12 protein-coding genes are annotated in these 14,691 nt (G+C 42.2%); 10 read left to right on the forward strand and 2 right to left on the reverse strand.

What is annotated here, in order from left to right; translation table 11 throughout:
- Position 1 precedes the first annotated feature (1 nt).
- Genes LEP1GSC185_RS07865 through LEP1GSC185_RS07875 form a run of 3 tightly spaced genes read left to right on the forward strand, consistent with a single transcriptional unit; the run spans position 2 to position 4,082 of the window.
- Positions 2 to 1,549 (forward strand): PAS domain S-box protein, encoded by a 1,548-nt coding sequence (locus tag LEP1GSC185_RS07865; protein WP_008595572.1) that lies wholly within the window; start codon positions 2 to 4, stop codon positions 1,547 to 1,549.
- Between the two features lie 3 nt (positions 1,550 to 1,552).
- The gene (locus LEP1GSC185_RS07870) at positions 1,553 to 1,930 is read left to right on the forward strand and encodes a response regulator (protein ID WP_008595282.1); all 378 of its coding nucleotides are present in this window, start codon (positions 1,553 to 1,555) and stop codon (positions 1,928 to 1,930) included.
- 58 nt (positions 1,931 to 1,988) lie between these two features.
- Positions 1,989 to 4,082: an ATP-binding response regulator gene (locus LEP1GSC185_RS07875; protein ID WP_008595840.1), complete on the forward strand. Its 2,094-nt coding sequence runs from the start codon at positions 1,989 to 1,991 to the stop codon at positions 4,080 to 4,082.
- 27 nt (positions 4,083 to 4,109) lie between these two features.
- On the opposite strand, the gene LEP1GSC185_RS07880 is transcribed toward LEP1GSC185_RS07875, so the two are convergent.
- Both LEP1GSC185_RS07880 and LEP1GSC185_RS07885 read right to left on the reverse strand, forming a co-directional pair.
- Complete coding sequence (locus LEP1GSC185_RS07880) at positions 4,110 to 4,784, reverse strand: hypothetical protein (protein WP_008595039.1); 675 nt, start codon at positions 4,782 to 4,784, stop codon at positions 4,110 to 4,112.
- Entirely contained in the window at positions 4,781 to 6,334 is a 1,554-nt protein-coding gene (locus LEP1GSC185_RS07885; RefSeq protein ID WP_008593960.1) for a Ppx/GppA phosphatase family protein, read from the reverse strand. Before LEP1GSC185_RS07885 ends, LEP1GSC185_RS07880 begins: the two co-directional genes overlap by 4 nt.
- Positions 6,335 to 6,522: 188 nt before the next feature.
- On the opposite strand from LEP1GSC185_RS07885, the gene LEP1GSC185_RS07890 reads away from it, so the two are divergent.
- From LEP1GSC185_RS07890 to LEP1GSC185_RS07920, 7 genes are all read left to right on the forward strand, one after another.
- Positions 6,523 to 7,545, forward strand: coding sequence for a rod shape-determining protein (locus tag LEP1GSC185_RS07890; protein ID WP_008595388.1), 1,023 nt, complete (start codon positions 6,523 to 6,525; stop codon positions 7,543 to 7,545).
- Between the two features lie 51 nt (positions 7,546 to 7,596).
- The gene (gene mreC / locus LEP1GSC185_RS07895; protein ID WP_008594219.1) at positions 7,597 to 8,700 is read left to right on the forward strand and encodes a rod shape-determining protein MreC; all 1,104 of its coding nucleotides are present in this window, start codon (positions 7,597 to 7,599) and stop codon (positions 8,698 to 8,700) included.
- Positions 8,700 to 9,203, forward strand: a complete 504-nt coding sequence (gene mreD, locus LEP1GSC185_RS07900; protein WP_008594020.1) for a rod shape-determining protein MreD — start codon at positions 8,700 to 8,702, stop codon at positions 9,201 to 9,203. The genes mreC and mreD overlap by 1 nt, the downstream gene beginning before the upstream one ends.
- A 1-nt stretch (position 9,204) precedes the next feature.
- Positions 9,205 to 11,145 (forward strand): penicillin-binding protein 2, encoded by a 1,941-nt coding sequence (gene mrdA / locus LEP1GSC185_RS07905; protein ID WP_008593658.1) that lies wholly within the window; start codon positions 9,205 to 9,207, stop codon positions 11,143 to 11,145.
- Entirely contained in the window at positions 11,142 to 12,662 is a 1,521-nt protein-coding gene (rodA, locus tag LEP1GSC185_RS07910; protein ID WP_024863939.1) for a rod shape-determining protein RodA, read from the forward strand. The genes mrdA and rodA overlap by 4 nt, the downstream gene beginning before the upstream one ends.
- A gap of 63 nt (positions 12,663 to 12,725) precedes the next feature.
- The gene (locus tag LEP1GSC185_RS07915) at positions 12,726 to 13,517 is read left to right on the forward strand and encodes a hypothetical protein (RefSeq protein ID WP_008593969.1); all 792 of its coding nucleotides are present in this window, start codon (positions 12,726 to 12,728) and stop codon (positions 13,515 to 13,517) included.
- A gap of 74 nt (positions 13,518 to 13,591) precedes the next feature.
- Positions 13,592 to 14,677: a hypothetical protein gene (locus tag LEP1GSC185_RS07920; RefSeq protein WP_008595209.1), complete on the forward strand. Its 1,086-nt coding sequence runs from the start codon at positions 13,592 to 13,594 to the stop codon at positions 14,675 to 14,677.
- Positions 14,678 to 14,691 lie beyond the last annotated feature (14 nt).

The raw sequence follows: 14,691 nt of genomic DNA on the forward strand, positions 1-14,691 counted from the left end.
TATGGCCACGCCTACAGAAAAAGACATCACATTAGATAAGGCCCTTAAGGATGCAAAACTGATCGAGGCCAAGTTTAAAGGACTTCTGGAATCTTTACCCGATTCTATCGTAATGGTAAACGATTCTGGAAGTATCGTTTTTGTGAACGAACAAGCCCTTAAAATGTTCGACTACAAGCTAAACGAACTTTTGGGACAACCTATCGAGATACTTCTTCCTGATAGGTTCAGAAAAAACCATATTTCTCATCGTGATAAATATTTCACCCAACCTAGGACAAGATCCATGGGAGTAGGTTCGGAACTTTTTGGTAGGAAGTCCAACGGAGCTGAATTCCCTGTAGAGATCAGTTTAAGTCCTTATCACACAGAGGACACAACATTAGTACTGAGCGCCATTCGAGATATTCGAGAAAGGATCAAAGCAGAAGCAAAGTTTAGAGGTCTTTTAGAATCCGCACCCGATGCAGTTGTGATAGTAAATCGTGAAGGGAATATAGTTTTGATCAATTCCCAGGCGGAGAAGTTATTCGGATATCCTAGAGAAGAATTACTACATAAGCCCGTGGAGGTCTTAATACCGGAAAGGTTCAGATCCAATCATACCGGGAATAGGATCGGTTTTTTCAAAGACCCGAAGGTAAGGGGAATGGGAAGCGGATTGGAATTGTACGGACTTAAGAAAAACGGATTGGAATTCCCTGTCGAGATCAGTCTGAGTCCGTTGGAAACGGAAGAAGGGATGTTGGTTTCCAGTTCGATTCGCGATATCACCGAAAGAAAACAACAAGAGGAATTTAGAAGAGCCGCATTAGAAGAACAAAACGAAAGAATGAAAGAGACAGCCAGATTAAAAAGCGAATTCCTAGCAAACATGTCCCATGAGTTAAGGACTCCTTTGAACGGTATCATCGGTTTTTCAGAATTACTATCCGATGAAAGACCAGGGCCCTTGAACGGAAAGCAGAAAGAATACTTAACAGATATATTAAATAGTGCCAACCATCTTTTAAAATTGATCAATGACGTTTTGGATCTTGCCAAGGTGGAATCAGGGAAGATGGAATTATTTTTGGAAACATTTTCCTTATCTACTGCGATCAAAGAAGTTTCTTCTATCATTCGTCCATTATTAGGAAAGAAGAAGATCAATTTTTTTATAAAAGTAGAAGATTCTATAGATGAGGTAATATTGGATCCTCAAAAGATAAAACAGATCTTGTACAATCTTTTGTCCAATGCTGTGAAGTTCAGTCATGAAAGTGGAAACATCAGAGTGAATATGGAAGCCGGAAGCAACGATAGCATCCGGATGAGATTCGAAGACGACGGGATTGGTATAGGAGAAAAGGACCTCACTAGGATTTTCGAGGAATTCCAGCAAATAGATAGCGGCGCTAATAGACAATTCCAGGGAACAGGGTTAGGGCTTGCATTGACAAAAAGGATCGTGGAATTGATGAACGGGACAATAACCGTAGAAAGTGAGTTGGGCAAAGGATCGGTTTTCACTATAATATTACCTAGAAAAATCTCGAACGGTAAATAAGATATGCCTCCTAAGGTTTTGGTAGTAGATGATAATATCGTAAATCTTAAATTGATCTGCGAATTATTAGAGTTAGACGAATATGAAGTTTTAAAAGCCGGAAATGCGGAGGAAGCGCTTCAGGTTATAGAGAATTTTCCTTTAGATCTGATCCTAATGGATATAGAATTACCCGGAGTTGACGGACTTACTCTTACTAGACAATTAAAAGAAAAGGAGAATACCAAAAATATACCTATTATAGCGGTTACCGCTTTTGCGATGAAAGGGGATGCGCAGAAGGCATACGGAGCTGGTTGCGACGGTTATATTACAAAGCCGATCGATACCAGGAAATTTACGGAGCAAATTAACGGTTTTATTAAGGGATTGAATCCATGATCCAAGAGTTTTTTTTCGTCCCTTATGAATACAGAGTCCTATTCCGGGCTTAAATTTTATGGTCATTCTAGTCGTAGACGACAGTTACCAAAATCGCAAATTAATTTCCGCTCAGTTGGAAAATGGGAATAGAAAAATTTACACCGCTTCCAACGGCATAGAAGCATTAGAGATCCTGGAAAATACCGAGGTAGATCTGATCATTTCGGATATTCTTATGCCTCAAATGGACGGATACCAATTTTGTTCTCAAGTAAGACAGAATGAGAAGTTCAAACATATTCCGTTTATTGTATATACCGCCACTTATACCTCGGATTCGGATGAAAAACTTTCTTTCGATCTTGGTGCGGACGCATTTTTGAAAAAGCCTGCGGGATTGAGATTACTGGAAGAGACAGTTGCCAAAGTCCTTCATGCTCCAAGATCGGAGCGTAATGTTAAAAGATTGGTGATAGATTCCGCGCCTCTTCGCCAATACAATCATAGGCTTGTGGAAAAGTTAGAAGAGAAAAATTTCGAACTTCTGAAAAGAAGCGAAGAGTTAGGCTACGAGATAGAGGAACGAAGAAGAGCGGAAAGGCTAAACCGGGAAGGTGAAGAACTATTCAAAGAACTCACAGATGCAATCCATGAAGTGTTTTGGATGACCAGTCTTTCTAAAAACGAGATCGTTTATATCAGCCAAGGCTACGAGCAGATTTGGGGAAGATCAAGACAAAGTCTCATAGAAAATCCGATTTCCTGGTTGGAATGTATCCATCCGGAGGATAGAGACCGAGTTTTTGATAGTGCAAAGACAAAACAAGTAACAGGAGAATATAAAGAAGAATATCGGATCATTCGCCCTGATGGAGAGATCAGATGGATCAGAGATAAAGCGTTTCCCGTTAAGAACGAAAAGGGAGATACGATCCGAGTCGCCGGAGTCGCGGAGGATATCACCGAACGTAAACTGAAAGAATCCCAATTAAAAGAAGTGGAGAAAAGAAGAGCGGAATTAGAGGAACAATTGATCCAAGCCCAAAAATTGGAAAGTTTAGGTACCTTGGCAAGCGGAATCGCTCACGATTTTAATAACATACTTTCTATCATTATGGGGCATACTTCGGTAATAGAGAATAATCGGAATAATCCTGAAAAATTTTCCCAGCATGTATCCGCGTTACACATGGCTACTCAAAGAGGAGCCTCTTTGGTTAGGCAACTACTTACGTTTGCCAGAAAAACCGAATTTAATCTGGAGCTTGCGCAAATAAACGATATTGCATTAGAGATCAGTAAATTAATATCCCAGACATTTCCTAAAAACATCCGACTTTTTACGGACTTTCAGGAAGGTCTTCCTTTGGTCAAAGTAGACGCCAATCAGATCCATCAGGTTTTATTAAACTTATGTGTAAATGCTCGAGATGCAATGCAAGATGGAGGGATTCTGCGTATAGAGACCTTCTTAACAGACTCTGAAAATTTAAAGGCAGGCTATTCCATAAATCTGGCCGAAAAATACGTGATACTCAGGATTTCCGACTCTGGAAGCGGGATGAGTGAAAAAACTAAACAGAGGATTTTCGAACCGTTTTTCACCACTAAGGATATAGGTAAAGGAACCGGATTAGGTTTAGCATTGGCTTATAGCGTAATCGATAAACATAAAGGTTGGATAGAAGTAGACTCCGAATTAGGAAAGGGGGCCACATTCTTAGTATATTTACCTGTTCCTAAAGAAAAATCGGAAATGAATACAAAGCCGGTCTATTCGGAATCCGAATCTTCAGGAGGTAAAGAAAGTATACTTATCATCGAGGACGAGGAACTTCTTAGGAATATGTTGTCGGATCTTTTGGAATCGAAAGGATACAGAGTATATTTAGCCGCAGATGGAGAAGACGGCGTGGAACAATTTCTTTTGAGACATTCCGAGATCCAATTGGTGCTGACGGATTTGGGACTACCAAAGTTTGGAGGAGGAGAAGTCATAAAGAGGATAAGGGCCATTCATAGTTCCGTAAAAATCCTTCTTGCAAGCGGATTTATGGAGCCAGAATTAAAACTTTCCTTAAAAGATTTCGGTGTGAGTTATTTTATCCAAAAGCCGTATTTGGGTACCGAGATCCTTTCCTGCATTCGTTCCGCTTTGGATCAAAAGTGAAATTTCCTTAAAGCCGTTAGGCGTCTTCTATCTCAGTTTCATCTTACGAATTTCTTCTGCTACCGGGATATTTTGGTATTCTATCCTTTCTTTTCCGTAGTATAGTAGCGCTTCTACGAAGTTTGTTTTCGGGAAAAATTTTCGGATCTCTGTTAGCGGAATACGGATCGAATCCGAACTTGGGCTTTTATCGAAAAATTCGGTATTCTCCGCTCTTAATATGAGTTGTAGCTCCTTGGGTTCGAATGTTTTGACCTTTTCGGATTTTATGATATTTTCGGTAAGTGTTTCTTCTTCTCTCTTCTTGGAAATAGTGCGGAATGGGATTGTCGTCCATTCTAAGAGCGCTCCTATATCCGCAAACATTCCTAGGATGTATCGATTCCAAGGTTTATCGTCCGTGTCCAGTTGTCTGTATCCGTCCGTCTTCTTATAGTCGTAATGTACGATTTTAGTTTCTAAAGTTTTCCTTTTTTCTAATGTTTCCCTAAAGGAAGCTCCTTCTATTTTTAGGACTAGCTCGAAGTTTTGGAATTCGTAGTCTATTTTTCCTCGGTTTGAAATGATTACTTCTTCTTTTCTATCCAGTAAACGAGAGTCGACTGTTTCTTGTTTATAAGGAAAAACCGTAAAACAGTTTAGAAAACTGGAATAGACCAAGACTAAAGCGGCAAAATGTCCGAAAGATAAATATCTTTTCACTGAAATAGAGGAACCATTCCGTAGGCGGCCTCGAACGCATCTGCCTGTTCTTCGCAGGCCCAAAGTTCCAGACTTTTATCGTAGTTTTGGTTTGTAACCAAAGTGAATATCGTCTGATTTTTTCGGATCTGGCATTTTACGGTTTCGATCAATCCTTGTCTGTTCCGATTGCATGCACTCGCGATCCTTAAAATTGCGGAAAGTTTTTCGACCGTTTCTTGCTCTTTGGGACCTACTCTTTGGAATTCTCTATGCTTGGATTTAGGAGAACTTTTACGATGATATCTTGCGGTGAGTGCGATGATCTCTATTTCTCCCCAAGTAAAACCTAACATTGCCTCGGAGTTTCGAATCAGATAATAACTGTGTTTATGATAAGCGGAATGTGAAATGAATAGTCCTACTTCATGCAGCAAAGAAGAGGCTTCCAGATATTCTCTTTCTTCTTTCCCTAATCGATGTACCGATTGTAATTGATCGAATATATCGAGTGAAAGTTTGGCAACATGGCGGGCATATTCCTGGTCCCTTGTGTATGATACTAAAAGATTTAAGATGGATTTTTGGCGAATATCATCCAGATGTTTGGAGTGTTCCAAATCTTGAAAATGTTCCCATTTTCGGATTGTATCGTAGATAATCCCTTCTCTAAGTGCGAACTCAGAAACAGTCATATCCGGGAGATCCAATAACTGGAATAATTCGTCTAGGATAAGCATCCCACCCACAATGATATCGGAACGTTTGGAATCGAAGCCAGGGATTTTACCTCTCTTTTTAGAAGTGTCCGCTTCTAAGATCATATTCCTTGCTTTTTTGAATTCTGAAGAATGGAATGTGTAATGGTTTAGCGGTCTTTCTTCCGTTTCTCCTTCGAAGGCGCGAATGATCCCGGCAGTTGCCTGGACAGTGCCGGATGAACCGATGATCATTTCTGGTTTTAGATCTCGGATGATCTTTCGGAAAGGAAGAATGATCTCTTCCACATAAAGTTTACATTTTCGTATCTGAGAAGAATCCAGGGTTTCAGATCTCAGGAATTTTTCGGTGAGTCGGATCGCTCCCAATTTGAAACTTTTTGAGAATAAAATATCCCCTCTGTAGCCAACTAAAACTTCGGTACTTCCTCCGCCTATATCCACAAGTAATACCTTTTTGTCGAATACTGGAAGCCCTTGTAGGACCCCGAAATAGATGAGTCGGGCCTCTTCATATCCGCTAATCACATCTATTTTAATGCCTGCTTCCTTTAAAGCAGCAGCCTGGAATTCGGCACGATTGGAAGCTTCCCTCATTGCGGATGTGGCGACCGCTCTGATCTCTGCTTTCGAGTTATCCGCGAGCATCTTAAAACGCTTTAAACACTCGATTGCACGCCTAAATGCGGGAGGATCGATTTCTCCTCCTTCTTCCAAGCCGCTTCCGAGACGAACGTTCTCCTTCTCTCTGGCGATAGCTTCAAAGGTCCCGTTTTCTCGGACCCGAACGATGATCATATGAAAGGAGTTTGTGCCTAGATCGATGGCAGCTAGGGTGTTTTCCCGGACCATAAGTTCCCCAATATTATGGAGGTCGCGATGGGTTCCAATTTGTTTTTCGTTTTTTTTGTTTTGGAATTGCCCGTAAGGATCGGGCAGGAAATATTGAATTGGATCGCGACCGTAAAATCCTAGAGATTTTCACCGATTCTGCAGATAATAAATAAGATCAACCAGCCTTCTGGCAGCAAAGGATAGAAATGATATTCGATAAGCTATACGGATTATTTTCCAACGATATGGGAATCGACCTCGGAACCGCAAACACTCTCGTCCATGTAAAAGGGCAAGGTATCGTTCTTTCCGAGCCTTCCGTAGTAGCGGTCCACGCGGCTACGGGCAAAGTGCTCGCAGTAGGCCAGGAAGCTAAGAGAATGTTGGGACGTACTCCCGGCGAGATCGTAGCGATCCGTCCTATGAAAGACGGGGTGATCGCGGACTTCGAAACTGTCGAAAAAATGATCCGCTACTTCATTGCGAAAGTACATAATAGAACTACTTTCGTAAAACCTAGAATTGTGATCGGAGTTCCTTCCGGGATCACCGAGGTGGAAAGACGTGCGGTCCGTGAGTCCGCAGAACAGGCAGGTGCGCGAGAGATCTTCTTGATCGACGAGGCATTGGCTGCTGCGATCGGCGCAAATATTCCAATCAACGAACCTGCCGGTAATATGATCGTGGATATAGGCGGTGGAACTACTGAGATCGCTGTGATCTCACTTGGCGGTATGGTAATCGCCGAGTCTATCAGAACTGGTGGTGATGAGTTCGACGATGCAATTATCAAATATCTCAGAAACCAATACAATCTGGTTGTTGGGGAAAGAACTGCAGAAGATATCAAACTGACTATCGGTAACGCTTACCCTGAAAAGAAAACCGAGACCATGGAAGTGAAAGGTAGGGACGCAATTTCCGGATTACCTCGTACTCTGGAATTAGAATCCAATGAGATCCGCAAGGCTCTTAAAGAGCCAACCGACGAAATTTTAGACGGAATTAAAAGAGTTCTGGAAAGAACTCCTCCTGAACTTGCTTCGGATATCGTAGAAAGAGGGATTGTTCTTACCGGAGGAGGATGTCTTCTTCGCGGATTAGAGACTTATCTTTCTAAAGAAACCGGTGTGCCTGTATTCAGAGCGGAAAACCCTCTGACCTGCGTGGTACTTGGGACAGGAAAATTCTTGGACGAAGTTAAGTATCTGAAACCAGGGATCCGTTAATTCGGGTCTCGGTCTCCGGCCTGATCGCCGTAGTCCGAAACGGAAATTTTTATGCTTTGGCTTCAAGTTAATAAAAGTAAGGAAACTGTTTCCCTTTTATTCTGTATCGTATTCTCTCTTCTTTCCCTGACTTTTAAGAGTAATGTTTTAGTCAGAGGGATTGCAAGTTTCCAGAGAGTAGGGGATTCCGTTTCCGGCTCGATCGACGGAGTAGGTTCCTTTTTTAAAGGCGCTTATACTAAATTAGAATCTTTTGAAGCGGTTCGTCAGGAAAGAGATGCCTGCGTTGCCGCTATAGACGATTATAAACTTCTTCCCCAAGATTTGGAAAGAGTAAGCAGAGAAAACGAAAGTCTCAGAAGGGAATTACGTTTTAATACTAAACAAAAATATTCTACAGTCAAAGCGGAAGTTCTTTCCGTTCGTTTGAATTCCATCTATCGTACTATCATTATAGACAAAGGTTCCGAAGCGGGGATCAAACCTTATATGCCTGTCACTGCAAGAGCTGTGAACCAAAAAGGTGAGATTATAGAAGCACTCGTCGGAAAGGTGATCGCGGTCACAGGCGGTTCCGCGGTGGTCCAACCTATCATCAATTCCAATTATAATATGGGTGTTTCCATTCCGGAAAGTAATCTTTGGGCTACTCTTTCCGGAAACTCAGGAAGAGGCATGGAAGCATTGATGAATTATATTGATAGCGGTATCATTATTGATCCTAGGATTTTCGGAGATTATCCGATGGGTCCAAGCGAGATGATCCAATACACCGAATCTTTGAGTAAGATCGGTAAACCAGTATATAGTTCCGGTTCTTCCGGAATGTTCCCGCCTGGAATTCCTGTGGGTATAATTACGGAGGAAGGCCCGCGCAATGGAAGTTTTAAAACTGCATTCTTAAAACCTTTTGTTCGTTTCGATATGTTGGAATCCGTTACGATCCTAATGAAACTTCCTGAAAAATGGGCGGAGACTTGGCCGGAAGGACAGAATATCAATATCGAAAATCCTTATTTCGGTGAATTAAATTATCCTAAAGAAGAAAGAGAGCCTAAGGTCCCAACTCCAGCCGGAAATAAACCTGTGGAGACTCCTAAGCCTCAAAAGCCCGAAGGGAATGGATCCGGATTCTCCGAAGAGGAAACGAACTGATGATCTTAGAATATATAGTCATTGGCGCCGGGATCTTGATCTCTCACTTCTTGAACGGGACAAACCTATTCGAGATTTCCGGGTTTAAACCGGACTTTATGGTGATCTTTGTTCTATTTTTTGCTCTTCGCAGGGGAACGATGGCAGGTATCTGGATCGGATTTTTCGGCGGATTGCTTTCCGATTCAGGTTTAGGCGGAGAAATTGTAGGAAACGTAGTCACTTACAAAATAGGACTTCACTCACTTACTTTCTGCATCATGGGTTATCTGGTAGGAAAGTTCGCGAGGCCTGCGTATCACGAAAATCAGATTTCCATAATGTTGTATTCTTTGGTAGTGACTTTGGTCTCCAGGATAGCGTCTTATTTCCTATTCTCCTTATTCTTTCATGAAAATTTAAACTACTCCATCGTCAGTACCTCGATCTTTAACGCGGCAATCGCTCCAATATTCTTCTGGGTCCTGGGAAAATTATACAGATTGGAGCAGGCGGAAGGTTAAAATGTTGGGGGGAGGAGGATCTTCTTCAGCCACAGAATTTAGACTGGAACGTAGTTTCAGGCTAAGGCTATACATGTTCTCCGGGTTGGTTGCATTTGCATTAATCGCCTTCGTCATCCAGTTATTTAATCTTCAGATCGTGCAAGGGACGGATAATTCTTTAAAGGCGGAGAAGTTCGTCCGAAAGAGTGAAACTATTCCGGCTGCCAGGGGGGAAATGTTCGATCGGAACTTTCTTACTCCTGAAACATCCATGGCATTGGTTTCCAATTATTCCAGCTTGGATGCAGTATTGAATACTTCTCTACTCAAATACGATCCGGTTAAGGTTAAGAATTTCCTGCAGGAATTCGCAAGAACTCTTTCTATTCCGATGTCTTATTACGAAGAGGATTTGCTCGAGCCTAAATTCTCCAAAAAGATCAAGACCAAAAAGCCTTTCGTACTTTTGGAGGCTATTTCCAAAGCCCAACAGGAACGTATATCAGTTTTTGATAATATATCTAAATATGTTATCTTGGTGCCTTCTCCGAGAAGGATCTATAAGATGGGGCCGGCGCTTGCACATGTGACCGGATATATTGGTAAGCCTAGTAAAACGGACCTTCTTACCCGTGAGATCAAGTCTTACCAATGGCTCGGAAAAGACGGGTTGGAGCTCCAATACGATTCAAGACTTCGGGGAACGGACGGATTCCGGATCCAAAAAAGAAGTTCAGAAGGAAACATCGAGGAAGAAAGGGTGGTGGAACATTCCACTCCCGGGAATAACCTGGTTCTCACGATAGACAAAGACATCCAACTTGCCGCGTATAAGGCGCTAAAAGGAGCCAGAGGAACTGCGATTGCGATGCGTCCTTCCACCGGAGAAATTTTGGCAATGGCTTCCAATCCAAGCTACGATCCGAATGTTCTTTCCGGAAAAAGTAGATCGGAAAGGACCGCACATTATAAGAGAGTGGATGCGAACGGTGGATTTTTGAATCTTGCGATCCAATCCAAATTTCCTCCGGCTTCCACATACAAAACGTTAGTTGCTCTTGCTGCGTTAGAAAGCGGTCATAAGGTGGATTATACTCCTGAAACAAGTTATCACTGCAATGGTAGTTATACTTTAAAATCCACTTTCGCAGGAGTTCCCGACCAAGTGTTTTATTGTTGGGAGAAGGGCGGTCATGGTACGAATGACCTGGCTCACGCTCTTCAAAAGTCATGTTCCGTATATTTTTATAATTTAGGTTATAAACTGGGTTCCGATCCTATCCTGACTTATTCTCGTTTATTCTTATTGGACCAAAAATCCAAAGTAGATCTTCCTGGAGAAATTGCAGGTCAGGTACCTTCTCCGGCTTGGAAAAAAAGGATTTATGGAACCAGATGGTTCGACGGGGATACGATCAATCTTTCCATCGGACAAGGATTCATGTCCGTTACTCCTCTTGCCATGACTCTGTTCTATGCGGGACTATTGAACAAAGGACAAATATACCAACCTTATCTGGTTAACGAGATCAGAGATCCATTGGACAATTCCATTATCAACAGAACGGATCCTCAAAGGTTGAGCGATATTCCGATCCAATCTTCTACGGTAGAAGCGATCAAAGTGGGTCTCAGGTTGGTTGTGAAAAATGGAACTGCGGCATTCGTATTAAATAAACCTGGCCTTCCGGATATCGCAGGAAAAACAGGGACCGCTCAAACAAGAAGAAGGGGATCTTCAGGATCCAACCATGCTTGGTTTATCGGATATGCACCGGCGAGTGCGCCTGTCAGCGAACAAGTATTAGTTGCGGTGTTCGTGGAATATGGAGTAGGTGGAGCGGCTGGAGCGGCCCCTGTTGCAAGAGAAATGTTTAGAGCCGCTTTTCCACCTGGAAGTTTCAAAAGAACCGCGGAGATACCTGAAACTGCTCCTGCAATACCGGAGAATGTACAATGATGTCGGATCGTTCCATAGATAGGATTGACTACTTTTTAGTAGGTTCGGTCATCATAGTAGTGATCTGTAGTGTTCTCACTTTATACTCTCAGGAGTATAATTTTGACGATCCGAGCGTCGGGCTCATGAGCCATAAATGGTTCAAACAACTTTTATTCTTTCTGGGCGGCTTAGTGATCATGTGGTTCGTATCTCGGATCAATTACCAATTGATCGGAGCTTACGCATTATTCGTGTATGGATTCGCTATTTTACTATTGGCTCTTACGCTCGTGAAATGGATCGGATATCTTCCTTCCAGCCGCGGTGCGAGATCCTGGATCAAGATCGGACCGTTTCTTTTGCAGGCGTCTGAGTTCGCAAAACTTGCCACAGTGATCCTACTCGGCCAGTATCTAGTATTAAAAGAAAAAGAAATGAAGAAGCTTGTGGTTTTGGTCATCCCGTTCGGGATCGTTCTATTACCAATGGCTTTGATACTTTTACAGCCTGATTTTGGAACAGCAGTATCCTTCTTACCGATCTTGTTCACAATGTTGTTCTTAGGGGGAGCCGATTATTTCCACATCGGTTCTTTTATCACATTTGGAGGGATCTCACTCGTTCTTCCGATGTATGTGGAATATTCTAAACTTACATTATTAAACGACATCCTCGCATTCTTACAAAGAACCGGAAAAACGGACCTTCTGTCCGTAGTAAACAGACTAGGCGGAAAAACCTGGCAAGTATTGGATGGGAAAGAAGTAGCCGGGGCCAATCTTACTCCTAAAACCATCGCTGCATTAAGAGAAGTATTCGATCAGGTAATCGATTTAGAAGGAAGTTTTATATTTAAACTACTTTCTAATCAGGGATTGCTGATTGGAGTAGGCGCGACACTTATCATATTCAGTATTATCATGATCTTACTCAGGATCGCTAGAGGAAGTAAAACATTACGTTCTTATTATATTCCTCTGGGAATCTTGGGGATTAGTTTGATCTCGGCGGTAGTCGTGATGAAAACAGTTCCATTTCGCGAGAACCAGGTCATCCGATTGACCGCATTTTTGAACCCTGACGAATTCAAACAGGATGCAGGATATCAGCTCAGAGCATCAAAGCCTGCGGTAGGTTCCGGAAAATTAGTCGGAAAAGGATTTTTAAATGCGGAGATGACGGAAGGAAAAATCCCTCACGTTCCTGAATCCAGCACGGACTTCATCTTCGCTTCCTGGGCGGAACAAACCGGGTTTATAGGTTCCGTATTTTTACTCTTCTTCTTATTCTCTATTCCGCTTAGAGGGCTACAGATCAGTTATGAAAGTAAGGACAGATTCGGGTCCTTACTTGCGTCCGGGATCGTGGCGATGTTATTCTATCATATGGCAATTAATATAGGCATCGTGCTAGGATTATTGCCGGTAACAGGGATCCCACTTTCGTTTATGAGTTACGGTGGTTCCCACTTACTTATGTCCATGGCAGCGGTCGGTATCATTCTCTCCATCAAGATGAGAAAACACGCAAACTAAAATTCGGATACGTAAAATGGCTGACTTTGCAAAAAGTCATGCCGATATTCTATCTAAGCCGGCATGGAAAGAGTAAAAGATTCCAGATTTCTATTCGATCTGAAAAGAAAGTTCCGCTATATCTTGGAAGAAGTGGAGAAGAACACGTACGACCAAGATTCGGAAGTCAGAGAATTAGAAACGCTCTGGGAAGAAATGTTCGATGTGGCCTCCCGCAATGATACTCCCTATTTCAAAGCCAGACTTTCCAATCTAAAAAGACAGTTGGACGGTTTTGTTAGGAACAAAGCATACGAAAAACAGGAATTCGATCGTATCTATAGACAACTAGAAAAGATCCGCAAAGACGATACAGTGGAATTTTTGGACGAGTCTATGCGTTCCACCTTAGGAAGGATCGCGGAAAATACAAATCGAGTTGCAGCTAACGTATCCGGTTTGGGGATCGAGCCCGGTTCCTTGGGCGGTATACCTCTACTTCTCACTTTCAGATGTGGCACGGTCCATTTTATAGTAAAATCCGGACCTAAAAAGATATTCAAGAACGTGCATAGGAATAAGGACAAAGTACTCTACGAAGGGAAAAAATATCCTATCTTTCCAAGCAGGTCCATTTATTTTTCCTGGGAAGGAGAAGGTAGATCTTGGGAAACGGAACCAGGCTCTTTGCTCATGATCCGTTATCCGGAAGGGAATAGATTTTTTAGATGCGACGCTCTTGGCGACACATTCCGTATTCCGGAAGATACTTTTAAGAGAAGATTACAACCTACTGATAAACAATCCTCGGAGATCAGATACTATTTCCGCAAAGCCGGAGTTAGATATTATTATATCCCCCAAAAAGGAGAGTGATTCCACCTAACATAAATTTTACGTAATTTAGGTTGCAATTTTTCCCCTCGGTGCGAAAATCCGAGGCCTTTACGATGCAATACAATACTTCCTTCTGGGACAATTGGACATTCGAAAGCCTTTTCGACCTATATTCCAAAGGGCCTGACTTTTCGAGTTCCAGAGAATTAAAAATAAATAAAGAGACGAATTCTTACGACTGGACGGAAGTCCCCACTGCCTGCGTCCAAATAGAAAGTCTATTCCATCTGATCAATGAGCTTGTCCTAAGAGAAAAAATATTCTATGACCAAAAATTCTCGGAAGGTTGGAATTCCTTCGAAAGCCTGGATTCATTGGATGGGAGTCTTTTAGTCTCAGTGGATATACCCACAGACGAACCGGAAGTAAAAGATTCCAGGAACGAGGCTTTAAAATTATTATGCGCTACGGATCTGATGAAAAAACATCAGGAAGAAAATCTAAAAGGTTATCGAGAGAATAAACAATCTCCACATGAATATTTCAGCCAAGTGGTTTGGGGAGCCGCAGGTAATCTAGGGAGAAGCACATTTTTAGGAGCACATTATGTGGCTCATCCGATACGCGCCTCCTTGCTTGAACAAGTGCCTTTGTTTAAACCGAGTGCGGATATCAATTCCGAAGTTAAAGAATGGATAGACGAAGAAAGAGTGAAGGTGTTCACGAGCCTCACTCCAGTGGGAAGGATGAATAATTTCCAGCTCATCCTTCCTCCGTTGGTGACCGAAGTGATAGAATCTTCTTCTTCTCTTTCCGAGATCATACCTGCTACAATCGAGACCAGGGAAAAATATAAAAAGATCCGGGAATGGATCGGAGAATACCAAACCGCTTTGGAGAGCGAAAACCCGACTAAGATCTCTAAGTTTAGAAAAACATTATATAATATAAGTCAAGATCTGGAAAAAATGAGAAAGCCTGGAGAACTGGGAGATACTAAAGTCGGAATGTCTTTTATCGGACTGAGTCTTCCGACCCCTAAAATCCCGGACCTTAGGAAGTTTTTTGGGATTAGAAGTGCGCTCAATAAACTTCTGCTAAACCCGAAAGGAGAGAAGGCGTTATTAAAACTACTGAAATGGTTTGGATGTGAAAAGGGGGAAGAACTGGAGACGATCCGGAAATACTTTCTATTATAAGACTGTGATATAAG

It is taken from the genome of Leptospira licerasiae serovar Varillal str. VAR 010 (assembly GCF_000244755.1).
GTDB lineage: Bacteria > Spirochaetota > Leptospiria > Leptospirales > Leptospiraceae > Leptospira_B > Leptospira_B licerasiae.

Excerpts from the sequence above, each read along its gene's own strand:
- LEP1GSC185_RS07865 (WP_008595572.1), top strand. The coding sequence starts at position 2 with ATGGCCACGCCTACAGAAAAAGACATCACATTAGATAAGGCCCTTAAG.
- LEP1GSC185_RS07870 (WP_008595282.1), top strand. The coding sequence starts at position 1,553 with ATGCCTCCTAAGGTTTTGGTAGTAGATGATAATATCGTAAATCTTAAA.
- LEP1GSC185_RS07875 (WP_008595840.1), top strand. The coding sequence starts at position 1,989 with ATGGTCATTCTAGTCGTAGACGACAGTTACCAAAATCGCAAATTAATT.
- LEP1GSC185_RS07885 (WP_008593960.1), bottom strand. The coding sequence starts at position 6,334 with ATGGTCCGGGAAAACACCCTAGCTGCCATCGATCTAGGCACAAACTCC.
- LEP1GSC185_RS07890 (WP_008595388.1), top strand. The coding sequence starts at position 6,523 with ATGATATTCGATAAGCTATACGGATTATTTTCCAACGATATGGGAATC.
- mreC (WP_008594219.1), top strand. The coding sequence starts at position 7,597 with ATGCTTTGGCTTCAAGTTAATAAAAGTAAGGAAACTGTTTCCCTTTTA.
- mreD (WP_008594020.1), top strand. The coding sequence starts at position 8,700 with ATGATCTTAGAATATATAGTCATTGGCGCCGGGATCTTGATCTCTCAC.
- mrdA (WP_008593658.1), top strand. The coding sequence starts at position 9,205 with ATGTTGGGGGGAGGAGGATCTTCTTCAGCCACAGAATTTAGACTGGAA.
- rodA (WP_024863939.1), top strand. The coding sequence starts at position 11,142 with ATGATGTCGGATCGTTCCATAGATAGGATTGACTACTTTTTAGTAGGT.
- LEP1GSC185_RS07915 (WP_008593969.1), top strand. The coding sequence starts at position 12,726 with ATGGAAAGAGTAAAAGATTCCAGATTTCTATTCGATCTGAAAAGAAAG.
- LEP1GSC185_RS07920 (WP_008595209.1), top strand. The coding sequence starts at position 13,592 with ATGCAATACAATACTTCCTTCTGGGACAATTGGACATTCGAAAGCCTT.